The sequence below is a fragment of the Dactylosporangium sp. NPDC050588 genome (assembly GCF_040654975.1).
GTDB lineage: Bacteria > Actinomycetota > Actinomycetes > Mycobacteriales > Micromonosporaceae > Dactylosporangium > Dactylosporangium maewongense.
The window spans coordinates 51,927-78,209 of record NZ_JBFAJA010000050.1 but is presented as its reverse complement, the minus strand read 5'-3'; the positions used below and the strand labels follow the sequence as shown (position 1 = coordinate 78,209).

Annotated in this window: 27 protein-coding genes, 1 tRNA gene and 2 pseudogenes; 13 read left to right on the top strand and 17 right to left on the bottom strand. The window is 66.3% G+C overall.

Annotated elements, in window-relative coordinates:
- Positions 1-38 precede the first annotated feature (38 nt).
- Positions 39-111, top strand: a tRNA-Arg gene (locus tag AB0I21_RS31645).
- Between the two features lie 36 nt (positions 112-147).
- Here AB0I21_RS31645 and AB0I21_RS31640 read toward each other — a convergent pair.
- Both AB0I21_RS31640 and AB0I21_RS31635 read right to left on the bottom strand, forming a co-directional pair.
- Complete coding sequence (locus tag AB0I21_RS31640; protein ID WP_360566667.1) at positions 148-453, bottom strand: hypothetical protein; 306 nt, start codon at positions 451-453, stop codon at positions 148-150.
- A gap of 30 nt (positions 454-483) precedes the next feature.
- A pseudogene (locus tag AB0I21_RS31635) lies at positions 484-678 on the bottom strand (site-specific integrase); the annotation flags it as partial.
- A gap of 1,025 nt (positions 679-1,703) precedes the next feature.
- Between AB0I21_RS31635 and AB0I21_RS31630 the strand changes: the two are divergent.
- Positions 1,704-2,474: a hypothetical protein gene (locus AB0I21_RS31630; RefSeq protein ID WP_360566634.1), complete on the top strand. Its 771-nt coding sequence runs from the start codon at positions 1,704-1,706 to the stop codon at positions 2,472-2,474.
- Between the two features lie 259 nt (positions 2,475-2,733).
- Positions 2,734-3,027, top strand: coding sequence for a hypothetical protein (locus tag AB0I21_RS31625; protein ID WP_360566632.1), 294 nt, complete (start codon positions 2,734-2,736; stop codon positions 3,025-3,027).
- Positions 3,028-3,320: 293 nt separating this feature from the next.
- On the opposite strand, the gene AB0I21_RS31620 is transcribed toward AB0I21_RS31625, so the two are convergent.
- Entirely contained in the window at positions 3,321-3,806 is a 486-nt protein-coding gene (locus AB0I21_RS31620; RefSeq protein ID WP_360566630.1) for a hypothetical protein, read from the bottom strand.
- Positions 3,807-4,254: 448 nt separating this feature from the next.
- Here AB0I21_RS31620 and AB0I21_RS31615 point away from each other — a divergent pair, with 448 nt between their 5' ends.
- The 6 genes from AB0I21_RS31615 to AB0I21_RS31590 all read left to right on the top strand — a co-directional run bounded on the left by AB0I21_RS31615 (position 4,255) and on the right by AB0I21_RS31590 (position 8,395).
- A complete protein-coding gene (locus AB0I21_RS31615; RefSeq protein ID WP_360566628.1) occupies positions 4,255-4,584 on the top strand; it encodes a hypothetical protein in 330 nt (109 codons plus the stop codon).
- 185 nt (positions 4,585-4,769) lie between these two features.
- Positions 4,770-5,405 carry a hypothetical protein gene (locus AB0I21_RS31610; RefSeq protein ID WP_360566626.1) on the top strand — a complete coding sequence of 212 codons (636 nt, stop codon included), beginning with the start codon at positions 4,770-4,772 and terminating at the stop codon, positions 5,403-5,405.
- Between the two features lie 187 nt (positions 5,406-5,592).
- A complete protein-coding gene (locus AB0I21_RS31605; RefSeq protein ID WP_360566624.1) occupies positions 5,593-6,486 on the top strand; it encodes a peptidoglycan-binding domain-containing protein in 894 nt (297 codons plus the stop codon).
- On the top strand, positions 6,477-7,073 hold the full coding sequence (locus AB0I21_RS31600; RefSeq protein ID WP_360566622.1) for an ATP-binding cassette domain-containing protein: 597 nt from the start codon (positions 6,477-6,479) through the stop codon (positions 7,071-7,073). The genes AB0I21_RS31605 and AB0I21_RS31600 overlap by 10 nt, the downstream gene beginning before the upstream one ends.
- Positions 7,074-7,159: 86 nt before the next feature.
- The gene (locus AB0I21_RS31595) at positions 7,160-8,146 is read left to right on the top strand and encodes a hypothetical protein (protein ID WP_360566621.1); all 987 of its coding nucleotides are present in this window, start codon (positions 7,160-7,162) and stop codon (positions 8,144-8,146) included.
- A 69-nt stretch (positions 8,147-8,215) separates the two neighbouring features.
- The gene (locus AB0I21_RS31590; RefSeq protein ID WP_360566619.1) at positions 8,216-8,395 is read left to right on the top strand and encodes a hypothetical protein; all 180 of its coding nucleotides are present in this window, start codon (positions 8,216-8,218) and stop codon (positions 8,393-8,395) included.
- Positions 8,396-8,437: 42 nt separating this feature from the next.
- On the opposite strand, the gene AB0I21_RS31585 is transcribed toward AB0I21_RS31590, so the two are convergent.
- From AB0I21_RS31585 to AB0I21_RS31565, 5 genes and pseudogenes are all read right to left on the bottom strand, one after another.
- Complete coding sequence (locus AB0I21_RS31585; protein WP_360566663.1) at positions 8,438-9,016, bottom strand: transposase; 579 nt, start codon at positions 9,014-9,016, stop codon at positions 8,438-8,440.
- Positions 9,017-9,128: 112 nt separating this feature from the next.
- A pseudogene (locus AB0I21_RS31580) lies at positions 9,129-9,493 on the bottom strand (SulP family inorganic anion transporter); the annotation flags it as partial.
- A gap of 201 nt (positions 9,494-9,694) precedes the next feature.
- A complete protein-coding gene (locus AB0I21_RS31575; protein ID WP_360566617.1) occupies positions 9,695-10,675 on the bottom strand; it encodes a hypothetical protein in 981 nt (326 codons plus the stop codon).
- A gap of 315 nt (positions 10,676-10,990) precedes the next feature.
- Positions 10,991-11,563: a hypothetical protein gene (locus tag AB0I21_RS31570; RefSeq protein ID WP_360566615.1), complete on the bottom strand. Its 573-nt coding sequence runs from the start codon at positions 11,561-11,563 to the stop codon at positions 10,991-10,993.
- The gene (locus AB0I21_RS31565) at positions 11,556-12,053 is read right to left on the bottom strand and encodes a sigma-70 family RNA polymerase sigma factor (RefSeq protein ID WP_360566614.1); all 498 of its coding nucleotides are present in this window, start codon (positions 12,051-12,053) and stop codon (positions 11,556-11,558) included. Before AB0I21_RS31565 ends, AB0I21_RS31570 begins: the two co-directional genes overlap by 8 nt.
- A 399-nt stretch (positions 12,054-12,452) precedes the next feature.
- Here AB0I21_RS31565 and AB0I21_RS31560 point away from each other — a divergent pair, with 399 nt between their 5' ends.
- Positions 12,453-13,901 (top strand): NF041680 family putative transposase, encoded by a 1,449-nt coding sequence (locus AB0I21_RS31560; RefSeq protein WP_360566661.1) that lies wholly within the window; start codon positions 12,453-12,455, stop codon positions 13,899-13,901.
- Between the two features lie 639 nt (positions 13,902-14,540).
- On the opposite strand, the gene AB0I21_RS31555 is transcribed toward AB0I21_RS31560, so the two are convergent.
- The gene (locus tag AB0I21_RS31555) at positions 14,541-15,014 is read right to left on the bottom strand and encodes a hypothetical protein (RefSeq protein ID WP_360566612.1); all 474 of its coding nucleotides are present in this window, start codon (positions 15,012-15,014) and stop codon (positions 14,541-14,543) included.
- 136 nt (positions 15,015-15,150) lie between these two features.
- Positions 15,151-15,549 carry a sigma-70 family RNA polymerase sigma factor gene (locus AB0I21_RS31550; protein ID WP_360566610.1) on the bottom strand — a complete coding sequence of 133 codons (399 nt, stop codon included), beginning with the start codon at positions 15,547-15,549 and terminating at the stop codon, positions 15,151-15,153.
- Positions 15,550-15,772: 223 nt separating this feature from the next.
- Between AB0I21_RS31550 and AB0I21_RS31545 the strand changes: the two genes are divergently transcribed.
- A complete protein-coding gene (locus AB0I21_RS31545; RefSeq protein ID WP_360566609.1) occupies positions 15,773-16,276 on the top strand; it encodes a winged helix-turn-helix domain-containing protein in 504 nt (167 codons plus the stop codon).
- A 31-nt stretch (positions 16,277-16,307) separates the two neighbouring features.
- On the opposite strand, the gene AB0I21_RS31540 is transcribed toward AB0I21_RS31545, so the two are convergent.
- On the bottom strand, positions 16,308-16,547 hold the full coding sequence (locus AB0I21_RS31540) for a hypothetical protein (protein WP_360566607.1): 240 nt from the start codon (positions 16,545-16,547) through the stop codon (positions 16,308-16,310).
- Between AB0I21_RS31540 and AB0I21_RS31535 the strand changes: the two genes are divergently transcribed.
- Entirely contained in the window at positions 16,518-16,841 is a 324-nt protein-coding gene (locus tag AB0I21_RS31535) for a transposase (RefSeq protein ID WP_360566605.1), read from the top strand. The genes AB0I21_RS31540 and AB0I21_RS31535 overlap by 30 nt on opposite strands.
- Before the next feature lie 1,523 nt (positions 16,842-18,364).
- Here the strand turns inward: AB0I21_RS31535 and AB0I21_RS31530 are convergent.
- From AB0I21_RS31530 to AB0I21_RS31510, 5 genes are read right to left on the bottom strand one after another with little or no spacing between them, the layout of a single operon-like run.
- Positions 18,365-19,693: a hypothetical protein gene (locus tag AB0I21_RS31530; protein ID WP_360566604.1), complete on the bottom strand. Its 1,329-nt coding sequence runs from the start codon at positions 19,691-19,693 to the stop codon at positions 18,365-18,367.
- A gap of 13 nt (positions 19,694-19,706) precedes the next feature.
- Entirely contained in the window at positions 19,707-20,906 is a 1,200-nt protein-coding gene (locus AB0I21_RS31525) for an OmpA family protein (protein ID WP_360566602.1), read from the bottom strand.
- A 35-nt stretch (positions 20,907-20,941) separates the two neighbouring features.
- Entirely contained in the window at positions 20,942-21,832 is an 891-nt protein-coding gene (locus AB0I21_RS31520) for a hypothetical protein (RefSeq protein WP_360566600.1), read from the bottom strand.
- Positions 21,829-24,057: a hypothetical protein gene (locus AB0I21_RS31515; protein WP_360566598.1), complete on the bottom strand. Its 2,229-nt coding sequence runs from the start codon at positions 24,055-24,057 to the stop codon at positions 21,829-21,831. Before AB0I21_RS31515 ends, AB0I21_RS31520 begins: the two co-directional genes overlap by 4 nt.
- Positions 24,054-24,998: a BTAD domain-containing putative transcriptional regulator gene (locus AB0I21_RS31510; RefSeq protein WP_360566597.1), complete on the bottom strand. Its 945-nt coding sequence runs from the start codon at positions 24,996-24,998 to the stop codon at positions 24,054-24,056. The genes AB0I21_RS31515 and AB0I21_RS31510 overlap by 4 nt, the downstream gene beginning before the upstream one ends.
- Before the next feature lie 119 nt (positions 24,999-25,117).
- Here AB0I21_RS31510 and AB0I21_RS31505 point away from each other — a divergent pair, with 119 nt between their 5' ends.
- On the top strand, positions 25,118-25,318 hold the full coding sequence (locus AB0I21_RS31505) for a DUF397 domain-containing protein (protein WP_344501228.1): 201 nt from the start codon (positions 25,118-25,120) through the stop codon (positions 25,316-25,318).
- A gap of 62 nt (positions 25,319-25,380) precedes the next feature.
- On the opposite strand, the gene AB0I21_RS31500 is transcribed toward AB0I21_RS31505, so the two are convergent.
- Positions 25,381-26,259, bottom strand: a complete 879-nt coding sequence (locus AB0I21_RS31500) for a helix-turn-helix transcriptional regulator (protein ID WP_360566595.1) — start codon at positions 26,257-26,259, stop codon at positions 25,381-25,383.
- Positions 26,260-26,283: the final 24 nt, after the last annotated feature.

Here is a 26,283-nt window from a genome sequence, read left to right as displayed (position 1 = left end):
ACCGGTAAAACCTGGTGTGTACACTAGGCAGGCACCAAGCGCCCGTAGCTCAACGGATAGAGCATCTGACTACGGATCAGAAGGTTAGGGGTTCGAGTCCCTTCGGGCGCGCAAGATCGTCAGAGGTCTGAACTGCGGAAACGCGGTTCAGACCTCTCGTCGTTTCCGTCCCTGTGGACGGTGGGTGTCACACGGGTGCGACGGTGGTGTCGTGACGGTCTGTGATGCCCTGCTGGTCGTCGGTGGCGTGACCTGCGGATTCTTGCCGTTGGTCGGTCGTGCTGGTGTCGGCGCACCTTTCGCGGGTCGCTGGTTGCGTCGGTTCCTGCGGCTCTTGCCGCAGATCTTTTCCCGGGTGCGGCGGTCGGCGGCGAGGACGAGCTTCGCGGTGGCGTCGGCGCATTTGCGCTGGGCGAGGGGCAGGACGCTGGTGTAGGTGTCGGCGGGGATCACGATGCTGGAGTGTCCGAGCAGATCCTGGAGCGTCTTGAGGTCAGCGCCGGCCTCGTGTGCCAGGGACGCGGCGCCGTGCCGCAGGTCGTGCAGCCGGACCGGCGGGACCCCGGCGCGTTTGACGAGGAGCCGGAAGCGTCCGCTGGCGTAGCCAGGGTGGATTCGGGTTGCCCTCCTTGCCGACGAACACGTACCCGGAGTCGTGCCACACCTTCCCGGCGGCAAACCGACGCTCCCGCTGCTGGGCCTGGCGGCGGCGGTGCTCCCGCAGCACTTTCACGGTCCGCCCGTCCAGGGCGACGGCCCGCCGCCCGGCGGCGGTCTTCGGCTCGCCCTCGATCACCTGGTAGCCGGCGGTGGTGCGGTTGCGGACGACGAACAGGACGCCGTGGTCGAGGTCGAGCTCGGACCAGCGCAGCCCGCACGCCTCACCCCGGCGCAGCCCGCGCAGGGCGGTGAGCCACCATGGGGCGAACAACGCGTCGTCGGTGACGCCGTGGAGGAAGGTGGCGAGCTGGTCGGCGGTCCACACCGCGACTGAGGGTCGCTCGCCGGTGCGCTGCCATCCCTCGACGCGGCCGTCGGTCCAGACCTTGGCGTGGGGTTTGCGGTAGGACGGGACCTCGATGTGCCGGGCTGGGTTGTTGGCGATGACGCCTTCGCGGACGGCGAGGTTGAGCGCGGCGCGCAGGGTGGTGCGCAGGTGCTGCATCGCCGAGGCCGATTGTGGCTGGCCTTTGGTGTTCGTGGTCTTGGCGATCTCGGTGAAGATGGCGCGGAGCCGGCGAGGGTCGAGGTCAGCCAGGCACAGTCGGCCGACGTGCGGGATGAGGATGCGTTCGACGTCGCGGGTGTAGTGCAGTTTCGTGGTCGGGCGGATGCTGGTGCGGCTGGACAGCCAGTACCGCAGCCACCGCTCCACCGTCCATGACCGGGCGGTGCGGTCCTCACCGGTGGTGGCCAGCCACTCGTCCCGGGCACGGCGGGCAGCGGCCTGGGAGGGGTAGCCGCCGCGTCGGGCGCGTTCGGGGCGGCCGAGCAGGTTCGTGGCGGAGCAGTGGAAGTACCAGGTGCCGTGTCCGCGTTCGGTGAGCCGGGGGCATGACTGTTCGAGGCGCCGCCGGTTGCCGTCCCGGCAGCTGCATCGTTTGAAGATCACACCGTTGGTTGACCGCATAGCTGCCACCTTTCGCCAGGCTCACCTGCGGTCAGCATGGGCGGTTCGATGGGAACAGTCGTCACTCGACGGGGTGACAGCCAGGTACGCGCCGGTCCTGGTCGTGACGGGCGGCGGCAGCCTCGTCGCCGCCCTCGACCTGCTGGCCCACGCCTCCATCGGCGACGAGGCCTGCTACCGGGCGATGGACTGGCTGCTGCAGGCCGAACCCACCCTCGCCGAAGAGGTCTTCCACGCCACTGCCCACCTGCTCAACCTCGAGGTCGACCTGCTGTTCTTCGACACCACCTCGACCTACTTCGAAACCGAGGACGCCGACGAGCCGGTCGGCCGCGACGAGCGCGGTCGCGTCACCGACGACACGCAGCCGGCCGGGCAGGCCGGGTTCCGCAGCTTCGGCAAGTCCAAAGACCGCCGAGACGACCTGCCCCAGGTCATCGTCGGGATGGCCGTGACCCGCGACGGGATCCCAGTGCGCTGCTGGTCCTGGCCCGGCAACACCGCCGACTCCGCCCTGATCCGCCAGGTCAAGACCGACATCCAGGCATGGCGGCTCGCCCGGGTCGTCTGGGTCGCCGACCGCGGGTTCGCCTCCGCCGCCAACCGCCGCTTCCTGCAACAAGGCGACGGGCACTACATCCTCTGCGAGAAGCTCCTCGGCGGCACCCAGCCGCCGACGCCGCCCTGTCCCGGCAAGGCCGCTACCGCACCGTGCGGGACAACCTGCGGGTCAAGGAGTTCCGCCTCGACGCCGACCTCGCCGACGACCGGTTCGTCATCTGCTACAATCCGGCCGAAGCCCTCCGCGACGCCGACCGTCGGGTCCGGCACGTCGCCGCGCTGACAGAACTGATCGACGACACCGACCGACTGCCCCGCTCCCGCCGCGACGAACTCGCCGGCGTGATCTCCACCAAGCCCCACCTGAACGCTACCTGCGCCGCACCCCCCGGCGGACTGCTCGCGTCGACCAAGCCGCGATCGCCACCGAGGCGAACCTCGACGGAAAATACCTGCTCCGCACATCGGACCCGACACTGTCCACTGAGGACATCGCGCTCGGCTACAAGCAACTCCTCGAGGTCGAACGCGGCTGGCGCACCATGAAACAGGTCATCGACCTGCGACCGGTCCATCACCGCAAGGAAGACCGCATCCGCGCCCACGTCATCCTGTGCTGGCTCGCCCTGCTCCTCATCCGCATCGCCGAGACCGCCACCGGCCGGACCTGGCCCACCATCCGCGACGAACTGCAGCGTCTGCACGCGGTCACCTACACCGGTCCGGCCGGCACGTTCCGGCACACCACCACACTCACCAAGACCCAACGCGACCTGTTCACCGCCCTCAGTGTCGAGCCGCCGAAGCGGATCCTGGACCTAGCCACACGCGCCTGACCAGCACAAACACCCACGCCTAGTGGCACGCCCCGTCACTGGGTCAAGCCGACCAATGCCGAGGACGAAGCCCCGCAGCCGCGGCCGACGGCACCATCAGCGGGACCAGGACCATCGGGCAGAGCAGAGTGATGACGGCGTCGAGCGCTCGAGTCATACGGTATTGACGCACACGGCTGGCTTCCGGGTGCCGGTCGGCAACTCGGAGGTCCGGCAGAACCTGGCCAAGATGCGTCCGTCAACGACACCCACCTGCAGAGATGCCAGGTGGGACGGGCCGTCGCAGCGAACGTTCACTTCCCCAGCGTTGGACAGTACCGGTGCGCGGCGGTGACGACCTTCTGCAGTTTGGTATCCAGTGCGGCATCCTCAGTTGGAGTCAGGTATACCTCCTCCGCCACGGCGATGTAGTCCGAAAGCGCCGCCTTGAACTGCGGGTCAGTAGCCTTCGCAAGCTCAGCGTGCGCTGCCCGCGACAGTCGCTTGATGATTTCCTCCACCGTTGCCCGCCGCTCCGAGATCGTCGCTTTGTCGTTGGTGACCGTCGCGGTGACGTACTGACCGTAGGCGTCGACGAGCGGCCGTTCCTCAGCCTTGTAGATCTTGATAATCGCGCTACACACCACCTCGGCGGTGGCCGTGCCGCTAACTATCGGACCGGATACTGCGGAGCTATGGGAAGCCGGCACGCTGGTGACGGACGCCGCGTCCCGGGGGATGTTCCCGGAGTCCTGGGCGCACCCCGTGGCCAGCCCCACGGCAACGACGATCGTCGGCATTACAAGTGCCCGTCGCAATCGCGCTCCCCGACTCGTCAATAAGGCCTGCCGAGTCTAGTACAGGTCGCGTGACGCTGGGCCACGGTGAGCGAATGGCCTCGATATCAGCGCAGGCCAGGGAGCATGTCGGTCCCGGCAAGAACACTCGCTGGCGGGCGCGTGATCCGACGCACTGACTTCTGCCCATGGCCATATTGCCGCTGCGCCGATGCCGTCCTGACGGGCGAGCGTTGCCCACCACTGCCTCCACGCTACCCATGGATGCCACATGAACTACTTATAGCTATCGCAGGATCACTCTAAGTTTACGATCTTATGTTCGTGGATACTTCTTCGCGTTCGCGAGGCTGGACATGTCTGCCTGACTTAGAAAGGCTGTGTCCGGCCGGCCTGCCAGTAAGCCAAACGCCTGCGGTTTGAGCAACGACGAGGAGCGTGGCAGACAAGCATGAAGAAATTGATGTCGAGGATCCTGACGATTGGGTTGATGAGCGGCGGCCTGGTGGCTATCACCGGCACGGCTGCAATCGCGGCATGCTCGTACACTCAGGCGGCATCGTCAACTATCACGGATGCGTTCACGGGCGGCTCGTGGGGCAACTGCAACCAGGTCCAGGCCCGGATCGACCGGTACTACGGGGGCTCCGTGCACAGTATCTACGGCGCCTACTCGAATACCCACTCAGTTGCGAATGACGGCAACGGGACGAACAGCGGCAACTACACGCGGGCGCAGGAATACAACGGCGGCCCATGGGGCGGCTGGCAGCGAATCTAAATCACTGTGCAAGGGTGGCGTGCCCCTCATCACCCGGGCACGCCACCACTCGGACCCTCGGCCTTATCATCGATTTCAAGCCGTCCGTTATCGGTGTGGCGTGCAGTCGGCGGTGGGGCAGCACTGATCGGCGACGATCATGGGGTATCGTCGCCGTACCCGCATGCAACGAACATACTGAAGAGGTGACAGTGGCAGAGCTCGGAACAGCTCGAACATCGCCGTTGCGGGCCAAACGCCTACCGACCCGGCAGGGCTCTCCCCAACTGAGCTGGCTGTCAACTGCTGGCATGGTGCTGGGAACGGTCGGCGTTCTTGCACTAACCGCATGCTCGCCGACGCCCGAGGCGAAAGGTCCGTATGCGCCCGAACTGAAGCAAGCGCGTGACGCAGCAAGTTCCGACTTCGAGCGGCAGGTGTTCAAGGACTTGGATATCAGCCGAGCCGAGTACGAAGAGGCCGTGAAGCGCTTCGTGGACTGCGTGAAAGGAAAAGGCGTCACCATCTCTGCCGTGCCAACCGATGGCTACTACCAGTACGACGTCATCAATAATCCCGCGGTAGACCAGGACGCGATCCAGGAGTCATGCGGCAAGGGAACACGGAACCTGATCGAGCCCATCTTCGTCGACCGGTTAAGGAACCCGAACAAGGAAGACGAGAATGAGCTCTTTGCGAAATGCTTGATCCGCAACGGCGTGGCGCCAGCCGATTACAATGCCGAGCGGGCACGGAAGGACCGGGTTAACGGCTTCAAGGGTGCACCATATGACAGCTCCGACCCCCGCGTGGCGCACTGCAATGCCAACCCGAACACATAGCAACGAGAAGGCGCCCCCTGCGTCTGTCTGGCGTAAGCTGGCACCCGCTACGGGCACCTTCACCAACACGGTCGCGGTCCTTGTACTGATCGCGTGCGGTGGACTTGGTGCTACTGCGGGCATCATTTTCGGTCCGGACGCGCGCCCCGCCGATCTTCGGCCTCCGGCTGCACCGACTGCAGTACCGGTGGCTCGCCAGCAATTCGACGATCCACGACCGGTCGACCTCGACCTCGACCTCGACCCCAAGCGCCAGATCATCGCGCAGACGAGTGGCACGGTGACCGATCTCCAGTGTCGCAGCGGCGGTGATCTGGTTTCCGGCAGCTTCCCGATGAGCGTTGACGATCGACGCCTACTCCTTCTCGCGACGCAGGTCCCCTTGTGGCGTGATCTGACGTCCGGGATCCAGGGTCCTGACGTCTCGGCGCTGCAACGCGAATTAGGTCGCCTAGGGCTGACCGTGCGAACAACCGGTCGTTACGATGCGCCAACTCAGCGCGCCGTCGCTGCCCTGTACAAACGGGCACAGCAGCGACCGCCTAGCGGCGCGCTCACCCGTTCGGCCCTGCTGTGGATACCGGCGCCGTCGGTTCGCATCTCATCGTGCGACGTACAACTGAACGGTCGGCTGTCAGACGGATCGCCGGTCATGACGCTGGTGCAGCAGGTCACTTCTGCGCACGTCAAGGTCATGCCGTCCAATTTGCTCCCAGGTTCCCGGCAGGTGAGCATCGATGACGTCAAGGTGCCAATCGGCCCGGAAGGGCGGATCACCAACGCATCCGATCTTGGCCGACTGACTGCACTGGCGCCCGCCCGCACCGGTGAGGCAACAGCACCGCAGCCCCTGCACGGCACGGTAGTGCTGTCCGAGCCGATTGCCGTGGTCGGCGTGCCACCGACGGCCATCTTCGGCCTCAGAGGAACGTCGGGCTGCGTACTGACAACTGACGGCGCCGTGGTGCGCGTCAGCATCGTCTCCTCCATGTTGGGACGCGCGCTCGTCACATGGTCCTCCGAGGGTTCGCCGGGCACGAAGGTTCTCATCGCTCCACCGGAGCAAACGACGTGCGAATAGCCGCCGACGGCATCGGTCATGCATTTCCCGGGCAGCCGCAACTGTTCCGGGACATCAGCTTTGTGCTCGAACCAGGAATGTACGCACTTTGTGGACCCTCGGGATCCGGCAAAAGCACCCTGTTAGGCATCCTGGCGGGCTGGATCAAGCCGAACGCCGGCACCATCCGTCCCGACGGGATAACCCGAATGCAGTGGGTATTTCAAAATCCCCACGGCGTTGCTCGGCGGACTGCCATAGATCACGTTGCCCTGCCCTACCTCGCCGACGATGTCGAGCGCGTTGTGGCTGAAGCGCAAGCGTATGCACTGCTGGAGAAGTTCCGGCTCGAAGAATCGGCATACAAGCTTTTCCGAGAACTGTCGGGAGGAGAGGCCCAGCGTCTGATGCTGGCGCGAGCCGTGGCGGCACAACCTGATCTTCTGCTCGTTGACGAGCCGACCGCACAACTGGATCCGCACAGCGCCGGCAGCGTCGTCGGAGTGCTCGACACGCTCGCCACCGCCGGCGCTGTAGTCGTCATCGCCACACATGACGAAAGGGTCAGCGCCGTCTGTCCCAACACACTCCAGCTTGGACAGCCGTGAGGTCGAAAGCAATCATCTCCGAGGCGTTCCGGAACGTTCGCTCCGGAACGAGTCGAACGGCTGCGCTTGCACTTCTGCTCACGGCGATGGCCTGCACGTTGGCTGCAACGGACGGTCTCACCATTAAAAAGATCATCGACGACGGCTCCGAGTTTCGTTCACACGGAGCCGCGACCTACATCATCACGACCGAACGAGGCGTGGACGGGGTGTCGTGCGAGCGACTGCGGGACATCAACGGAGTACGCAGCGCCGGCGCCGTCCGCACGGTTTCACCCACACCCACCCTGCTGGCGCTCCCGGCTGGGACACTGCCGCTGCACGAAGCGACTCGCGGGTTTCTCCCGTTGCTCGGCATTGAAGCCCGGGTTGCTCAACAAGCGTCGTACGTGATTTCCCGGCCGGCCGCGGATCAATTGAGCGCGGAATCCGGCTCTGATTTGGCCACCTCGAACGGCGTGGCACATGTTGACGCTCTCTACGAATATCCGGACGATGGCCGGAATTCCTCATTGCTTTACGCGGCGGTCAGCGTAGCGCCGAAAGAGGGTCGTTTCGACGAGTGCTGGATCCAAGTCTGGCCCCTAATGGACGCTGTCCCAACGCTACTGCGCACGACGCTGTCAGCATCCGTTCGGCCCGATGCCAAAGTGCGGATCAGCCAGCTGAACTCGCGACTTGGTGAACGCTATGACGGTCTCAGCCTATACGAGAACCGGTTGACCAGGTATGCGTCGCTGGCGGGCATGGCGCTTGGTCTGTGCATCGGTGCCTTATCCGTTCGACTGCGCCGTCTCGAATTGGCCGCGGCCCTGCATGTCGGTGTTTCCCGCGCGGCGCTGACCACGCAGATTGCGCTCGAAACGCTGACTAGTGCCGCAATCACCGCTGCACTGTGCAGTCCAGTCCTTGCAGTCATCGCGCACTCTGCTGGCTCCGTAAACGAGATCGGAATATTTGTCACTGAGATGGAGGTGGTCCTTGCCTCGTCGATCGGCTGCCTGATCGGGTCGGTCGCCGGCACAATTACTGTACGCAATCGGCACCTGTTCAACTATTTCAAGGCCAGATGAGATGACCACATCAGTGGCTGCGCGCTGCGCAACCCGTCATCGTGGCAATGAGCCTTTCCAATCTCATCCGTGCTGCTGTTCGATCTGTTGAAGGTTGCGGCCGGCGGCGACGCGTTCGAGGCGTTGCCGGTTGGCGTGGGCGCAGAGTGCCTGGACGGCGTGCCGGTCCAGCGCGATGACCCAACGGCTGGCCGCGCTCTTCGGCGCCCCGATGAGGTGACGCCGATGCCGGTGACCTCATCGAGCTGATTGACCTGAGCTTCGTAGGGGCGGATCGCGGCTTCGATCGCGTTACTCACCTCGGCGATGTCTGCGGTCATGGCATCGAGCATCTTGGCGCACAACAGCGCGTGGCGTCCTAAGTGACCGGTCAACGCCTCCCGCAACTGACTGATCTTCGAACCGGAGCCGACCGCGGGCCAGTTCCGCCAAAACCTGGGGGTCGCGTTGCCCAGCGATCAACGCAGCCAGGATGGCCCGTCCGGAGACCCCGAACATGTCCGAAGCGGCCACCAACAGTTTGATCTGCGCGTCTTCCAGGAGCTTCTTCAGACGCTGCTTCTCCCGGGTCCGATCCCTGATCAATGAGCGCCGATAGCGGGTGAGGTCCCGTAGCCGGCGGATCGGCTTGGGTGGTACGAAGCTGGGTGCGCACATGCCTCGCTCGAGGACCTTGGCCAGCCACACCGCGTCGAGCTTGTCGGTCTTGGGCCGGCCGGGCACGTTCTTCACGTGTGTGGCATTGAGCAGCCAGCACTGGAACCCCTCGGCCTCGAGGAGATAGAACACAGGTTTCCAGTAGTCGGAGGTGGCCTCCATCGCCACCCGGGTCACGCCCGATTCCCTGAGCCGGTCGGCCAGACGCAGCAGTGCCCCGGTGGTCGTGGCCTATTCGGCCACCTCCTGCCGGCGGCGGCCGGGGACGCGTTCGTTCGGCACCCGCATATATGCTACCCCTGAACCCGGTTTACGAGCCCCACAGGGGCAGGAACATCATCGCGGCGAGAGCGACGGCGACGAGCCGGTAGACGACCCAGGAGACGCCGAACAGGTGCGGCAGCGGCGCGGTGAAGGTGAGGATGGCGAGGGCGTTGACGAAGCCGACCATGGCGCTACGCGGGATGAACCTCATCAGCTTCGCCACTCCAAGCAGCGCGAGCACGGTTTGGAACAGCCCGCCGAGGATGACCGCCACGATCAGGTACCACGACCCGTGATCCCGCGCGAGCGGCCCCACGACCAGCGCGATCACCCGGTCGCCGCCGAGATCATCGCCGGCCGGCCGCCGCAGAACGCGATTGTGACCGCCATCGTGAACGATGCGAACAGCCCCATCTTCGGGTCGACCCGGCCAGGAGTGCCCGAGGCTTCTGAAGCTAACCAGGCGAGCAACGCCCGGCCTGATTAAAACTTCGCAGACTCGACTCTCTCGGAAGGGCAGAGTTACCACCTCCGCAGTGTCGATCGTCACTGTAAGGGCCTGAACCGCATCTCTGCAGCTCAGGCCCTCTTGGTTGGGTCCGAGTTTGGCGACCGCCCGGTCTGGCGTCAGTCGAGCAGTTCAACCACTCCCAGGGAATTCAGACCGCGGGTGTCACTGGTGATCCCCCAGTCCGTGATCTCTCCGGTTGCCGCGTCAACGACCACCTCGAGAACCGACCCGTCCATACGCTCGCCGTTCTTGCCGGCCTTGCTGAACGCGCCAGCGACCTGCACGACGTATACAGCCTGCTTGCCGTACACTTCAGAGCCCTTATGGCGGGCAACTGCAACGTCGCGATCACTGCGGACGAACTTTGCAGTCTTGACGTTCCCGGAGCCCAAACGGCTCACCAACTGCTCCGTGGTGGTTGTGAGCACCTGGCGGACGCCGGTCGAGCTTTTCATGAGTTGCGCTACGTTCGAGCTCTCAGTCGACGTTGCGCCAAGCGCGCCATTGGGGTGGTTGCCGTTGCAATCCCACCACGGAGTCCATGCTCGCACATTCCCCTGCGCCGGTCTATTACCCTTGAAGGCGGTGCCCCCCTGTATGACGAAGGTCGATCCGCCGGCCTGCCGCCATTGATTCGCCTTGTCACGGGTCCGCCAGTCGTTGGCGTATCCGTCGAGCATGACGTTGCCGTCCGTCGACTCCGCTCCGAGTTCCGGATCGGCCGGCCAGCCGCCGACACCGGACCATCCTCGATAGACGCCGCTCTGATAGACGCCCCAACCGTAGATGCCGCTGCTGTTTGGCGTCCAGTAGAAGCTGAGGTTCGAGTAGGTTCCCTTCGTTGCCCAGCCGATGAAGTGTTCGAAATAGCTTCCCGGATCCGTCCCGTAAGGCTTGTACCGGTCGGCCCAGAACCACTGGAAACCTCTCGTATTGCCAGGGGCCCTCAGAGATCCGGCGGTGATGCCGGCCTCGACCCAATTCCAATCTGATTCATTCGGCCTGTCAGCCCGGGTCGCGAGCCACATTTCCCAGTTGACGAACTGCGCAGACTGATCCGGTACGTACAGGCACCCTACGGCCAGCTCAGCACTCATGGCCGTGATGTTGTCGTAGATGGTCTCCTTGGCGTACCCGAAGCAATGACCGGTGCAAGCCGGCTGCGCAGCGGATGCCGGCACAGGAATTGCCACCGCAGCGGTGGAAGCCGCAAGGATGGCGACAGAAGAAATGAACCGACGAGCCGTCCCCCGCATCGAACCCCAATCGCAATAGAAGTGGATGGTCTTCTATGCGTGGAGCATAGTCGAGCGCCTACCCGTTGTAAACCGTTGATAACCGTCGGGCACGGCGGGCGACCAATGCGAACGGATCGGACAGAATCCGGCATTCGCACGAAAGCGACTGTGGGATCAACGCAACTGGCAAATCACTTGAACGCCGTGCAATCCACCCGCCGGAACCACGACAGGCGCTTCCGCACGGCACCAGGCCGTGGTCGCGACACTCGACGGACCGACACCGTCCACGCCCGACGTCACGCTGGCACCATCACCCGACGGACTACGCAAGTCGAGGAATCCAGGACGCCCTGAGGCGATGTACGTTCCCGGCGGAATCAGAATGCTGAACCGTCCGTCGTCGCCGGCAGTGGTGCTCGTAGTCGTACCGTCGGCAGCCTCGAACCACAACGTGCCAGCGAGTCCGTCCGACCCAGCGCCAGGACGCCCGCCCACGGTCAGCAAGACACCAGTGACAGCGACTCCACCCTGGGCACCCGGAGTATCCGGCGACTCCACCCGCTGTTGCCTCAGCAGTACTGGCCCGAGCGTCACCGCCAACGCCGCCACTACCACGGAACCCATGACCGCGAAGGTGCGCCTGTCTCGTCTGCGCCGACGTTGTAGCAACTCCTCGAAGGGCGGTTGGCGCTCCGGCTCGTGCCGCTTCGCTTCCATCGCCAACAGGTCCTTCAGTTCAGACATTACGCACTTCCTCTCTCAGCAGTTCCGCCAGAGCGCTACGGGCGCGGCTCAACCGGGACTTCACCGTGCCGGGAGCAACATCGAGGGACTCTGCGATCTGGTCAACGCCGTAGCCGAGCAGGTGATGCATCACGACCACCTGGCGCTGTCCCACAGGCAACCTTCGCAGAGCCCAGGTCAGCTCCACGCGGTCGGTACCTGGTGGAGACTCGTCCACCGGCGGACCGTGCCGTAGTAGCGCGCGCAGCGCGCTACGAGCTTCTCGACGCCGATTCGACACAAGCCTGATGGCAACCGTTCGGACCCACACTTCCGGCGAGTCGAGCCGAGACACGTGCTCCCACCTGCCAAGAAGTCGCACAAATGCCTCTTGCACGCACTCCTCAGCCTCTGCACGACCTTCAGCGACCAGCGCCACTACACCAACGAGCCTCGCATAGCTAGCCGAATAGAGATCACCGACCGCATCGCGGATGGCCGAGTTGCCCATACTGCTATCACCCCCGCGACGCCTGTTCGGTTCCACCCGCTAACCAACTTTCTCTGATAGCGACGAACCATCTGGCTCAACGCTCCCACTGGTCTCAACAGGTTTGATGGCGTACAGCAGGAGCGACGGCTGGGTCGCGGCCCAGCACGCCGTGCGGAACCGTCAACTTTCGCCCTCACGGTCGGCGCCCTTGACGCCGCGATCCGCACCGCAATTCGGTCGGTCCAGCCAGCACCGCCCCTAGCTTGATCTTTAACCTTGGGTCGGTTGGCATCGACCCCGACTGATCATAGGTGCAGCCTTTGATCGATCATTCCTCTTGTCTAGGGAAGAAGATCCGATCAAAGGCTGCGGAGGATCAGTGTGCCTGATGGTGGGCGTGGTGGTGCGGGTGGGGATCTGGGCTGGTTCCGCGGGGAGTTGTACCGCTGTTTGACGGCTCGTGCTGATGCGTTGTTCGAGTTGACGGACGCGGTGCTGTGCGCGGACGGACCGGTGCGGTCGTTGCCGGCGTTGTCACTGGTCGCGGAGCACCGGCGTGGTCACGGCGCACTGTATGACGCGCTCGCGGCGGGGCGGGTGGACGTGCAGCGGCTGCGGACCGCGGTGGCGTCGGTGCCGTTGCCGCGCGCGGCTGACGGCCGGATCGTGCTCGCGGTGGATGTCACCTGCTGGCTTCGGCCGGAGGCGAACACGGTGCCGGAACGGATCCTGTGTCACACGTACGGGCGGGCCAAGGATCAGCACATCGGGGTGCCGGGTTGGCCGTACTCGTTCGTGGTCGCGTTGGAGACCGGCCGTAGTTCCTGGACCGCGCCGCTGGACGCGGTGCGCCTGACGCCGGGCGCCGATCTGGCAGCGGTCACCGCGGGGCAGATCCGTGACGTGCTCGCCAGGCTGATCACCGCCGGGCACTGGCGGCCCGGCGACCCGCAGATGTGGGTCGTGATGGACGCCGGCTACGACGCCGCCCGCCTCGCCTGGCTGCTGCGGGATCTGCCGGTGCGGGTGCTGGCCCGGCTGCGCTCGGACCGGGTACTGCGCCGGCCCACCCCACCCAAACTGCCGGGTGTCCTGGGGCGGCCCCGCCGGCACGGCGGCGAGTTCATCTTCGGTGACCCGGCCAGCTGGGACGAACCGGACGTGACCACGGTGACCGAGACCCGTCTCTACGGCACGGCCACAGCCCGCGCCTGGCACCGGCTGCACCCCCGTCTGACCCGCCGCGCCGCCTGGGCCGACTGCCCCGACCTGCCGATCCTGGAAGGCACCCTGATCCGCCTCGACGTGACCCGGCTGCCCTCCGGCGCAACCGCGAAACCGGTCTGGCTGTGGTGCTCCACCAGCATCGGCAACGACCCGGCCGCGGTCCCCGACCAGACACCGGATGCGGCGATGGTGGACCTGTTGTGGCAGGCATTCCTACGCCGGTTCGACATCGAGCACACGTTCCGGCTGTTCAAGCAGACCCTCGGCTGGACCGTGCCGAAACTGCGCGACCCAGCCGCCGCCGACCGGTGGACCTGGCTGATCATCGCCGCCCACACCCAGCTCCGACTGGCCCGCCCGATCGCCGCGGACCTGCGCCGCCCATGGGAGCAGCCAGCGCCACCGCAACGGCTCACCCCAGCCCGCGTCCGGCGCGACTTTCGGCACCTCCGCGCGACAAGCACCTGTCCCGCGAACGCACCAAAACCCACCCGGGCAGGACCCGGACGGCCACCCGGCCAACCAAACCGCCACCCCACCCGCCGCTACGACGTCCACACCGTCACCAGCAACGAACCCGGCAAACCGAAACCCGGAAAGAAGAAGTCGACCAGCCCTCGGCCACGCCGCACAGGTTAAAGATCAAGCTAGTACGCGTCCCCGAGTCGCATACGGCCATGGTCACGAACAACGTCGCACAGGACATGCGGGAGATTTGGGAAATCATGCTGGAGCGTGCCTGCCCGCAAAGGCGGCGGCGCGCCACCGCACCGCGGTCCGGCTGGCCAGGCGGTTCAGCACGAGTGACCAGCTGCTGATGATCCCGCGAGACGCCCGTAGCCACCGTCCCAGCCGCGCCGGCCTTCTCTCGGCGATTGCGCTGCAGGAGAAGGGCGATCCCGACGGGCAGCACTCTAGAGCGGTGGACTCTCGGCGATCACACGGCCCGCTGTACATCGTGGCCCGCCCTGACTTCTCTTCGTGACGAAGTCCCTAAGGGCCAGCCTCTGACACCATGCGCGCGCAGTCGGGGACTCGCGACGCATCGGCGCGCGGATCGACGCGATCGCCGGCTGCCTCTACGCCAGCCCGGGCGTCCAGGGCTCCTCGATCCCCGCCACGCAGTCGCGCGTATCGTCAACGATCTACGATCAACGATCGGGTCTCCGGCGACAACCGGGCGGTGGCCCTGTAAGCCAGGGTCGGGGCTCGGGTTGCGGCGAGGTTGGCGGACCTCTGCACGGCCGACCGTCGCGGCCTCGTGTACGCCGGTGCGGTTCAGCCAATGAACATGATCAGGCCGGTGCAGGTCGTCGTCCACCCTGGCCGATCTTCAAGCCGCAACGGCAGCTCGAAGACCCGGTTCCCGTCCGGGTCGGTCACGACGCCCCGTCCCCCATCGCTTGCGGGCCTGAGTTGGCCGTGGAAGTCGTCCGGCGGGATCATGCCGAAGCCGCCCGGCTTGGTCCGAAAGTCGAAGTCCGCCGGGATGCCGACGAACCGGAACACGTAGACGCCGGGGCCGGTCAGGTCGACCGGCTCGGAGGCGAGCGCCCAATCGGTACCGTTCGCCGGATTCTGGTAGTACGGCGACGCTCTGCGCGTCATCTCGGTCTTCTGGGTGATGATCTGCTGGACCTTCTGCAGCGGGTCGACGGTGGTGCAGGGCGCGACGGACGGCGCCTTGTCCAGCGGTACGACGTGCGCCCGTGGCCGGGCGTCCAGCTGTGTCACGGCGACGGCCACCGCCACGGTCATCACCGCCGTGGCTACGGCCGCGCCGGCCAAGGCCGCGCGCCGCCGTCCCTGCAGCCGACGGCCCGCGGCGACGGCGTCCTCGACGTCATACGGAGCCGGCGGCATGGTCGCCTTGGCGTCCCGGAGGAGCTCAGACAGGTCGGATCTCATGATGTACCTCCGCATCCTCATCGGCCACGAGCTCGACGCCCAGGATCTGGCGGAGCCCGTCGAGCCCGCGTGACGTGTACCCCTTGACCGTTCCCTCAGGGCATGCCAGCACCTCGGCGGTCTGCTGAACGCTCAGGCCCTCCAGATACCGCAGCACCAGCACCGCCCGATGCCGCGGCGGCAGCTTCAGCAGCGCCGCCCGGATCCGAAGCCGCTCGTCGACGACGCTGGTGCCGTCGTCCGGGCCGGGCGGATCGGGCATGGCCTGGCCGACCGACTCCTCCCGCCGCCACCACGGCCGCCGGGTCTCGTCGATCGCCGCGCGTACCACGGCGGTACGGGCATAGGCGAGCGGGTTGTCGATGCGCCGCCACCGCACGTAGAGCCGGGCGAGAACGTGAGAACCGCGTCCTCGCCGGTCTGCCAATCGCCGCACGCTAGGTACGCCAGCCCGCGCAGCGGCTCCATCTGCACCCTGACGAAGTCCCGGAACTCCGCCTCGTCGTCGCTCACACCAACTAGAGACCTTTCGGGGTCAGGGTTTGGGTTGCTCCTTCTTTGTGGGTGATCGCTCTGGCCTGTGGCGGCGGTTTGCTGGGGGTATGCGGTACGGCGATGGCGGTGGTCTGAACTCGGCTGCGCGGGAGCGGCGGGAGTTGGTGCGTCGTCGGGCCGGGGAGCTGTTCGCGGAGGGCGTCACGGCGTTGGGCGTGGCTGCCGTGTTGGAGGTTTCGGCGAACAGCGCGTACCGGTGGCGGCGGGCGTGGGCGGCCGGTGGGGTCGAGGCGCTGGCGTCGAAGGGTCCACCGGGGCCGGACCCGGTGCTGTCCGAGGCGCAGCTGGTCCGGTTACGGCAACGGTTGGAGCTGGGGCCGGCCGCTGCCGGGTACGGCGAGGATCAGCGGTGGACGCTGCAGCGGATCGCGGCGTTGATCGCCACGATGTTCCACCAGCGGGTCAGCATCGCCACGGCGTGGCAGGTGATGCGCCGCCTGGGCTACACCGCCCAGCTGCCGGTGCATCGTGCTGTGGAGCGTGACGAGCAGGCCGTCACGCATTGGCGGCGGCGCCGGTGGCCGGCGCTAAAAGGGTCGCGCGGCGGCTGAGCGCCTGGATCTGTTTCGCCGACGAGTGCGGTCAGACGTTGCGGGCGAGGAAGGCCACGACCTGGGCGCCGCGCGGGGTCACGCCGGTGGTGTCGGTGACCGCTGCCGGCAACGTCCGGGTTTCGGTGGCGGTCTGGTCTGCTACCGGCCTGGTGATCGCTCGCGGCTGATCTACCGCACCATGCTGCACCGGGGCCGCAAAGGAGAACCGAAAGGCTTCCGGGAGAACGACTTCGCCCGGATGCTCGACGCCGCCCACCAGCAGCTTCACGGACCGATCATCCTGATCTGGGACGGCCTCAACGCCCACAGGTCCGCCCGGATGCGTGTGCTGATCGCCGCTCGGCCATGGCTGCGTGTCTACCGGTTACCGGGCTACGCCCCCGAGCTCAACCCGACCGAGAAGGTCTGGTCGGCACTGAAACGCAGCCTGGCCAACCTCGCCACCCGGACCGCCACCGCCCTGGAACACACCGTCAAGAACCGCCTCAAACGCATGCAATACCGCCGCGGCCTCTTCGACAGCTACCTCACCGCCACCGGCCTGTCCCCACCCAAACCCTGACCCCGAAAGGTCTCTAGACGGACGCACCCGGGTCCGCGGTTACAACCTGCCGTTGATGCTCACGGTGATACGCGTAGGACCAACCCGTCGTCCCGCAACATCGCCGCCGGCTCAAACACAGTCGGGTAGCCCCGATGCATTGCTGCACCGAGGCCCCTCAGAACCGTGCGTGCCACTCGTCGCGGCACACGGCTCAAGCAAGTCATGACGCTGACGTACCGGTCGCGCCGTACGCTGTCCTGATACACCTGCTGGACGGCGTCCCCGGTTCTGTTCACCTCAAGGGCGTCTAACGTGTCCCTCGGCTCCGGCGTAGATCAGCACTCGCTGTCACGACTCACCCGCCTCACGTCAGCCCGCTTTCACGGCCGGGCACCAGGCCCGTATCCGGCCGGTTATACGGAAGCATCCGGTTGGAGGACCGGCGCTGCTGCTCCCGCTTTCCCGTTGCCTTTCGGCCGCCGGCATTCGCTTCTTGGGCGTCCTGTTCCCGCCACGGAGTCCAGCTCTCCTTACGGTCGGCCTACCGGCGACGCCCAGCGGGCAGCACCGGACCTTGACGGGTTTCCACGTTCCACACGCATGAGCTACGACCGGGTCGGGTGCCAGCTGTACCCCGGGAGCAGCGGTGTCCACACGACCGTAGATCCGTCCTCGGTCGCCGCCCGCCGATTCTCAACGGCCCGCTCCTCATCATCCCCACCAACACGACCCGACCTGGGAGAGTTGCCGCAACGAGGCATCACCACTGGTTCACTCACGCTCACCCTTCCGGTCTTCCCCTCACCTGTGACACCCGGTCGGAACGGGCACCCTTGGGCTTTCCCCTGAGCTCCGCACCCAGCCATTACCAGCCACGCACGTCAGGGCGGGGACAGGTCCAGGACACTGACCTGAAGTCACGTCTTCGGCATGATCACAACCGAACCTCCAAAGTGGACTGACTTACTCAAACGTGCGACTTCGTGTCGCACCTGACATCGGCAGATGAGTGCGCCGATCTTGGCTTGTTGTGGAGGCACGTGGCTGGTGGTCAAGGGTGTCGTGGCCCTACGGATCAGAAGGTTAGGGGTTCGAGTCCCTTCGGGAGCGCTTGATCGACAGGGCCTGAGCTGCAGAGATGTGGTTCGGGCCCTTCATCGTTCCGTCCCCTGTGGACGGTGGGCGCCGCACGGGTGTCATCGCCTTCCGTGACGCTTCGCGCCGCCATGAGCTTCACCTGCGGCGCCTGCGCGGGCGAGACGCCGGCTGTCCCGAGGGTGTCTGCTTTCGCCAGTTGGGCAGTTCTTCGCAGCCTTCTCCTTGATCCGCTTGCGGTGTGCCGGGCGGCGGCCAGGACCAGGGCGACAATGGCGTCGGCGCAGCGCCGTTGGGTGAGCGGTAGCAGCTGGGCTGCGGCGGGAACATGTGCGCGACACCGACGCGGTGGCGATCGCCCCGCTGGTAGGGCGAAGGTGAACGCCAACGCGTCGGCGTCGGGCCCGATCGTGAGAGACGCTGGCGCCGGGCGGCACCGGGCTTCGTCACCCGGACGGGGTGGCCTCCCGGGATGCGGGAGAACCGGCGGCGAGTTGCTCGGCGTACCGGTCGCCGAGGGCGCGCAACTCCGTCCGCAGGTCATCGGGGTCCCGTTCGTCGATGAGCCGGCAGATCTCGATGAGCGGGCCGAACTCCAGCGCCGGCTGGGACACTCCGGTGAATTCCTGCGTGATGCCTGGCCGATCGCCGTCGGTCGGCCAAGGTGCTGCGGTGACATTGCCGGTCATTTGATGCAGCGACCGTACGCGGAGGATGAAGCTTTCCCAGGCCGACAGCATCTTGATCCGGAGCAGTCCTTGCAGGTCGTCGCGCAGCGTTCGAAGGTCGCTCCAGGCGGAGTCGTAGGCGTGGATCAGCAGGTCGGCCCGCCGTGACCTCAACGAGTACGCCAGCCGCAACCGCCACAGCTTTCGCCGGGCACTCGCGACGTCGTCGGCGACGGGGTCGTCGGCGAGGATCTTCACGGCCATCGTGCCCACCGCCAGCAGCACGATGAGCGCCACCACGGCGCCGAGAGGATACTTGTCCGGGGGTGTCGGATATTCCGCCCGCAGCGCCGACCACCAGGCGATGACCGCGAGCAGGAACGCCACGAAGCCGACCGGGAGCAGCCACCATGCCAGTCGCAGGAGTCCCCGGTGCACGGCGCCCAGTCCGCGCCGCAGCCGGGCGATCCATGAGGCGTTCCGCAGCGGCTCGGGGCGTAGGAATGCTGCCGCACGCCATGCGTGCAGCGGGCGGAGCAGCATCTCGGCGGAGGCCGCGATCACCACTGCAAGCACAAGCCCAGGCAGCACGGCAACAGCCGTCTCGATGATCATCGTCAGCCGGTGCTGACCGCCGTCGGTGGCGTCGCCGGTCTGTGAGGTGAGATACCGGAAAACCTGGCTGAAGTACCAGACGTCGAACAGGCCGATGCCGAGGACCACCGGCCAGCGCAGCCAGCGCAGCCACGCCGGCCGCCGCCGGCCTTCTGTCGCTGCCCGGCCCAGCGCCCGCTCAAGGTCAGCCGCCGCTCGGCCGACCTGTTGCTCGCCGATCGAGACACGCATCCGGTTGAGGTGCCGGCGGGCGCGGCCGTACTTCGTCACGGCGGCATGGCGGCGCTCGATGAGCCGAGGGTCTGACCGCACGGTCTCGTACCCGTTGCGTACCGCCCCGAGCAGTGCCCGCATCTCCGGGGCATTGACCTCGTCGGCGTCGCGTGGGCCGTGCTCTCGCTCACGCGCGATCAATTCGCGCATTCCGCAGACACAGCCGGACGAGCACTGTCCGAACGGCTCGGGCACCGCGAGAGGGGAAACGTCGCTCATCAATGCTCCGAACTCAGGAATAGACGATGATTTCGACACGGCGGTTGCAGGCCATGCCCGCCCGGTCGGGCTGACCGTTGGTGAACTCGGGGCACGCCGGCCGCGTCGACGCATAGCCCTTCGGCTCGATGTTGTGGAACGAGCGGGAGAGCAACTCGCCGGCGACCGTGTCGGCCCGCTGCCTGGACAGGGTCCGGTTGTGCTCGGGTGTCCCGGTGGAGTCGGTGTGGCCGGCGACCTCGATGCGGCTGTATTTCAGCGCCCCGAGGAGTTTGAACACCTCGTCCAGCGCGTCCTGCGACCGTCCGGTGGCCAAGGTGTAGGAGTCGGTGTCGAACAGGAGCGATGCCGGCACCGTCAGGACGGTCGGGTTGCCGGGTGTTTTGATGATCTTCGGCATGGTCACGTCCTCGTCAGAGAGGAGTGCGGCGTTGTCGTCGGCAACGCTGTCCGGCTTGGCCGACTGCGGCTCGGAGCAGTTCGCGCCGGTGGCGTCGCACAGTGCCTTCCACAGCGTGACGAGCCAGGTCCGTTGCGGTGTCTTGATGTCCGACCAGCCCTCCGCGGCGTTGCCGATGCCGAGGAAGTGCACGGTGAAGTCCTTGCCGAGCTTGGGCAGCTCCGGTTCGCAGGCGGACACCATCGCGGGTATGGCGCTCAGGTCGCCGATGTCCGCACCCCGCAGATCCGCGCATCCGGTGTTGCTCAGCCCGTCGGTCGCGATGTACAGCGACTTGGCGCCGGGCCGGTCCTTCACGTAGACAGCGCCCTCGGCCAGGGCACGCAGAACGTCCGTCTGCGGCTTGGTCGGTGGCGATTTGATGGCATCGGCCATGTCGCCGATCAGGCAGTCGCGGGCGTCGTCCAGGTCGTTCTGGGTGCGCGCCGCGTCGTTGCTCCGGCCGGGCGTCACCTTCTGGAACTTCCAGTCGACCGTTCCGCCGAACAGGCCCATCGCCACCAGATCCGTCCCGTTCGTGGGCACATGCGCGCCCAGTTTGCCCAGCCAGTCCTGGCGGTGATCCGAGTTCGGCCGGGTGAAGCTCGACGCGGACTTGTCGGCCAGCAACACGGTGGATCCGGAGATCTTCACACCGTCGGCGGGCGCCTTCAGGATGATCCCGCATCGTTCGGCGCTGGGCCGTTTGGCGGCGTCCTGGGCGGTGCTGCCCTCGCCGAGCAGGTCCTTCTTGGAGCAGGCACCGCCGACCACGGCGATGGTCAGCAGGATCGCAATCTTTCGTCGCATCAGGAGGTCGCCTTCGAGTCGAAATTCGAGTTGCTGCCCGCAGGAGGGGAGGCGATGCCGAGAATCTCGTAGGTCTTGCTCAAGGCGCTGTCGGTGGCGAGCGCGAACTCCAACAGATCCATCCGATCGGCTCCGGCGGCGACCGCGGCGACCGCGTCCACCAGCTTCGCGGCTTCGTCCTTGCGGTCATCGCGCAACTTGAACAGCAGTGGAGCGACCTGCGCTGGTTGCTGGGCCATGGCCATCGCGTACGGCGTGACCCACTGGGGCAGCCCGTCATTGATGAACTTGCTCCACACCTCGCGGAGTTCGCCGAGGCGATGAGCAGACTGCTCGCTCTGCTCATATCTCGACTCGAACTTCACCTGCTCCGCCAGGGCGAGCCTCTGCAGCTCCCGTACCTCTGCCGGCATGTCGACCCGGACCCGCGCGCTGCAGCTGAGATACACGCCGTCCTCGTCGGGCACGCCGGCCAACGCCGCTTCCACCGCCTGCTGGATCGCACGGGAGACGGGTGGCTCGGCCGCACCGGGCCGGAACGGAGGGAAGTCGCGGGCGATCGGGCGCGCCGAGGTCATGAGTTCGGCGGTGAGGTCGGGCAGTCGCGCGTCGAGTTTGGCGTCGAGCCGAGCGGGGGCGACCACACCGGTGGCGCAGAAGCAGAGATCGACAGTGATGGAGAAGTCGTATGAGTCGCCTTTCGCGGGCGTCGTGAACGTCACGCTTCTGACGCGGTTGACGGTCTGCGTCGCCGGGAGGTCAATCTGGGGGACCCCCGTCGATGTGTTGGGCGGCTCGCCGATCAGATTGCGCAGAACTCGGCCAATCCAGCGCCTCACCCGGCCGCGCCGGGGCCTGGAGGGGTCGATATGCGATGACACGCCGGTCATGGCGTTTCCTCCTGATTGGGGGACAGTGATGAGGAACGGGCAACCTGCCGCTTCGCTTTGCGGAAAGCCCAGATGCGTCGGTGGAAATCGAGGTTGTCGGCCAGGGCCGAGCTACTGGCTCGGATATCGGCGAGGAGCTTTTCGGTCAGTGCGGCGGACTCCGCGGCGGCCGGGTCTCCGCGGAGCTCGTCAGCTTGATCGCACCAGCGCCGCAGCGCTTCCCAGGGCGCCTCGTCCCGCTGCCCGGCGTCCAGGGCGTTGCGCCACAGGGCCAGCACCGCGTCGTAGAGGTTGTCCTGGACACTGGTCAGCTCGATGAGCAGCGGCCATCGGCTGGCGCCTTCTTTGCGGGCCAGCTCGAGCAGTGACCTCGCCGCCGCCTTCCGCCAGCGCCAGTGGGGCAGCCCGGCCCACCTGGCGAGGGCCTGGATGACCTTCTCCTGGGCACCTGCGGCGAAGACGTCCAGCAGCGCCCGCTGGACGATATTGGCCAGCTCACGCTCCACGTGATCGATGGAGGCGTCGCGCCGGCCGTCCCACCGGCGAACCCGGCCACCGACGATCTCCTCCATCCGGGCCAGCGCCTCGTCCGGATCCTTCGCCCCGAGAAATGTCCCGTAGGCGGCCATCGCGGCCGCCAGGAGCCGGACGTTGTTGCTGTGTGCCCAGCCTTGCACCAGACCCCGGACACGTCGCGCGAACCGGCCCTCCGCGGCGACCGCCAACGCTTCCAGCGCGACCGCGGCCGACTGCCGGGGGCGAAATCCACCGTTGAGCGCCCAGACGTGAATGACCTCACGGACCACGACGTCGAAGTCGTAACACGCGAGCTGCGCGGCGGCTTGTGCGGCCTTGACCCTGACCCGCTTGATCGGATGCGCACCGAGCCCGCACAACCAGTCGAGCAGCACGTCACGCTCGCCGACGTGGTCCTGCCAGATGACTTCCAGCAGGGGGATGGCCAGCCTCGGATGTGCCAGCCGGAAGATCTGCCCGGCGCCACTGTCAGCCTGGTCTCCTACCAGATCGACGCAGGCCGACCAGTATCTCGGCCCGTTGAACCAGTCGACCTTCGGCACTTCCGTCTGGATGCCGTTCGGGACGTGCAGCTCGGCCAGCCGCTTCGCTTCACGCACCACGGTTCCCGCGGACAGGTCGTACATCACCGCCGTGGCCACCAGCAGGATGCGGTGCCACAGTTCGCCCTCGTTGAGCTCCTGTTGCGCCTGGCCGAGTTTGGCCGTGGGCTCGCCTTTCAGCAGTTCCTGGTCCGGCAGACCGCTGGCCATGTCTGCCAGAACGTCCGCGGCGAGCATCGCGGCGTCCCGCGGGACCCTGCAGCGCTGCAGCGCCATGCGTACATCTGGAAGCGCACATAACGCGTCGACACGGGACGGCGGTCGGCTCGCGAGGTGCTTCTTGAAGATCGCGTCCAGCGGCGGTGGCGTGTAGGGCACCAACCAATCCGCTTTGAGTGCGGCAGATCCCTTGGGTTCGTTGACGCTCACGAGGATCAGCACGCTGTGCCGCTGCTCAAGGTCGGCGCCGATGGACCCGAACCAGGCGATGTCGGGTGCCGCGACGCTCTCCGGCAGCACGAGGATGAACGCCTTGCCCGCGGGCAGCGCCGATCCGTCGATACTCGAGATGTCGTCGGTCGCGAGGATGTGCACATTGCCCCGCGCGGTCTGACCCACGCGTTCCAGGTGACGGGCCGCCGTTGCGATCGCGGCCGTGGTGCGGCCGGAACCGGACGGCCCGACCAGGCACTGCACGGGTGAGACACGCAGAGCGTCGAGCAGCCGCTGCGCGCAGGAGGGCTGGACGTATGCGGTGACCAGCTTGCTGAGCACATGCCCTGGCACCTCACCGGAGCGGGGAACCACGGAGGTCTCGCCACCGAAGATGCTGATCTGTTCCGCCTGGAACAGTCGTGCCCGGTCACCGGTCATCATGCTCAGATTGCGAATGCCGTGTTGCCGGTCGGCCTGCGCAGCTCGGTCGTCGGTGCTGTCCTCATCCGGCTCGGGGTCGGCGTCCTCCAGCTTGTTCGGTGCGGAATCCGCCTCCGTGGATCCGCCGGGCTGAGCCGTTTCAGCGCTCTCTTCGGACGAGCCGAACTGCGTGGCGAATGAGGTGGAGTCACCCTCGCTGAGGTCGACGTCCGGTGTGGATACGACGTCCTCGGGCTCCGGCGACTCGGCCTCGTCCGGAGCCTCGCTCACGTGTTATCAGACCCTTCGTTGTATGTGATGTGTTGCGCGACGAAGGACCTGGCGTGTTCACCCGTCTGGTAGACGTTCGTGCCGGTGAAACTTGGCGCGGCCTGGGCGGCCGCGTCGCCGGTTGCTGCGTGAGCGACGGCTTCCGCACCTTCGAGATTCAGTGTCTCGTCGTCCTGCTTGATTTGCCGATGCATTTCCTTGGTCTCCTCGTCCGGGCTGCTTCCGTGCTTTTCGGAGAGCACATCCTGAAGCTTTACATACACCATGATCGCTTCCTTCTTCTGGCCTGATCGGAAATGCGCGAGCATGCGCAGGCGGGCCAGTTCCTGGTCGTCGGAGCCGTAATCGTCGGCAGCGAGCAACGCCAACTCGGGGAGTAGTCGCCGGTGTTGCCCACAGCGCATCTCCGCGTCCAGGCAGAGCATGAGCGTCGCCCGGTAGTCCAGCTGCATGGCACGGATTCGGCCTTGTAACTGGCGTTCTTCACGCTCCAGCGGCGTGCCGCCGAGCAGGCCGGCGGGACTGCCCCATTCGGCCAGCGCCAAGCGGCCGAGTCGGGCCGCCTCGTCTGCACGACGATCGTTGAAAGCCACTTCGGCGCGGGCCCGCAAGGCCCGGAAACGGTGGTAGTCGACCTGATGAGCCGCGACCTTGAGTTCGTAGCCGATGTTGTGAGAGGTGGCGAGGACCGCCGCGCCGTCCACGCCCGCCTTGGTGAACGCGGCGCGGATTCGGTTGACGTAGTTGTAGACCAGTTCTGCCGGGTTCTCGGGAACTTCTTCCTCCGGCCATAGCCGCTCAATGATCTGCGACTTTTCGACGAGCCGCCGCTCGATTGCCAGGTTCGCGAGCAGCAGTCGCTGTTTACGGTCGCCGAGATTCACCTCGGAGTCGTTGACGAACAGCTTTATCTTGCCGAGCACTCTGACATCGACATGCATACAGAACGCCTCCAGATCTCATGTGGAGAGTCGCGGAGAAGAGTTACAGATTTCCCCAGGAGATTCGACCTCGGCGACAGGCGCCATCACAGAAAGAGCGCGAGAAAGAGGTCGAAAAAATGTTCGATGAGCAGGCATCAACGCCGCAGTTCCGGACCGCCTGCGAGGGTGCGGGCACCTGTGTGGAGGTTGCGACGCTGGCCAACCAGGTCCTGGTGCGTGACTCGAAGGACCCGAACGGGGCCGTGCTGGCATTCACGGTGAGCGAGTGGAGCGACTTCGTCGCCGGCGTGAAGCGCGGCGTGTTCGACATCGCGTGATCAGGATGGGTGCCGGGGCGGCCCCCTCAGTCCGCCCCGGCTCCCGGCCTGCGGGTTCCCGTTCACTGAACCGCCTGCATCTCCGCGATCAGGTCGTGCAGCAGGCGACGCGCAGCGTCCCCATACACGGCGCGGCGACTCAGCGATGCCCAGCGGCGTCGATACGCGTCGACATCCGGCTCATGCCGGACCTGGAGATTGCCATGGATCATCTCGACGTTCACGAGATCGTCGAGCTCGTCGTCAGCCGACTCGTAAACGGTGAACGCGTGTGAGTAGGGCACCACCGCCTGGGTCGCGTATGGCAGCAAGCCGATGGTGAGGTTGCTCAGCGTGCTCAGCGTGCTGATCCGGTCCAGCTGTGCGGCGAGCAGCATCGGCGGCCCCGGCCGCCAGCGCAGCGCGCCCTCGGTGATGAGGAACAGGAAAGTCCGTGTGTCGTCGAAGAGCAGCAACTGCCGGTCGAGCCGGGCGGCGATGACTTCGGCAAGATCGTCAGGCCCGTACGGCACCTCCTCGAACGACTCGAAGACACGCCGGGCGTAATCGGCCGTCTGCAGGAGACCGGGGACGACCGAAGGTTGGAACGTCAGGATTCTGGCCGCCCCTCGCTCGGTCTCCTCGATCTCGCCCTGGATGTGGCCCTGGGCGGACAGCTCGCTTCGCCATCGTTGGATGCTGCCGTGGGCGGCGTCGGTGAGCGCGAGGAGCAGTTCGCTCAGGTCGTCCGGCGCACCAACCGCATCCACCCAGGCCTGGACCTCAGGCATTGACGGGACGGAAACGCCGGCTTCGATGCGGGAGATCTTCGATTGGCTCATCCCGATTTTCCTGCCGAGGTCACGACCCGACAGGCCAGACCGGGTGCGGGCATGCTTCAGCTCCTCGGCGAGGCGCCGTCGGCGCTCGTCCAGGGACCAGGCGGAACCACGCTCTGTCACCAATTCTCCAAAGATCGAACGACG

What these genes read in the sequence shown, in the direction of transcription:
- AB0I21_RS31505 (WP_344501228.1), top strand. Translation starts at nt 25,118, where the DNA reads ATGTTCGATGAGCAGGCATCAACGCCGCAGTTCCGGACCGCCTGCGAG.
- AB0I21_RS31530 (WP_360566604.1), bottom strand. Translation starts at nt 19,693, where the DNA reads ATGAGCGACGTTTCCCCTCTCGCGGTGCCCGAGCCGTTCGGACAGTGC.
- AB0I21_RS31520 (WP_360566600.1), bottom strand. Translation starts at nt 21,832, where the DNA reads ATGACCGGCGTGTCATCGCATATCGACCCCTCCAGGCCCCGGCGCGGC.
- AB0I21_RS31570 (WP_360566615.1), bottom strand. Translation starts at nt 11,563, where the DNA reads ATGTCTGAACTGAAGGACCTGTTGGCGATGGAAGCGAAGCGGCACGAG.
- AB0I21_RS31575 (WP_360566617.1), bottom strand. Translation starts at nt 10,675, where the DNA reads ATGAGTGCTGAGCTGGCCGTAGGGTGCCTGTACGTACCGGATCAGTCT.
- AB0I21_RS31535 (WP_360566605.1), top strand. Translation starts at nt 16,518, where the DNA reads ATGCTCGACGCCGCCCACCAGCAGCTTCACGGACCGATCATCCTGATC.
- AB0I21_RS31620 (WP_360566630.1), bottom strand. Translation starts at nt 3,806, where the DNA reads ATGCCGACGATCGTCGTTGCCGTGGGGCTGGCCACGGGGTGCGCCCAG.
- AB0I21_RS31510 (WP_360566597.1), bottom strand. Translation starts at nt 24,998, where the DNA reads ATGCATGTCGATGTCAGAGTGCTCGGCAAGATAAAGCTGTTCGTCAAC.
- AB0I21_RS31595 (WP_360566621.1), top strand. Translation starts at nt 7,160, where the DNA reads ATGGCCTGCACGTTGGCTGCAACGGACGGTCTCACCATTAAAAAGATC.
- AB0I21_RS31565 (WP_360566614.1), bottom strand. Translation starts at nt 12,053, where the DNA reads ATGGGCAACTCGGCCATCCGCGATGCGGTCGGTGATCTCTATTCGGCT.
- AB0I21_RS31545 (WP_360566609.1), top strand. Translation starts at nt 15,773, where the DNA reads ATGCGGTACGGCGATGGCGGTGGTCTGAACTCGGCTGCGCGGGAGCGG.
- AB0I21_RS31625 (WP_360566632.1), top strand. Translation starts at nt 2,734, where the DNA reads ATGAAACAGGTCATCGACCTGCGACCGGTCCATCACCGCAAGGAAGAC.
- AB0I21_RS31615 (WP_360566628.1), top strand. Translation starts at nt 4,255, where the DNA reads ATGAAGAAATTGATGTCGAGGATCCTGACGATTGGGTTGATGAGCGGC.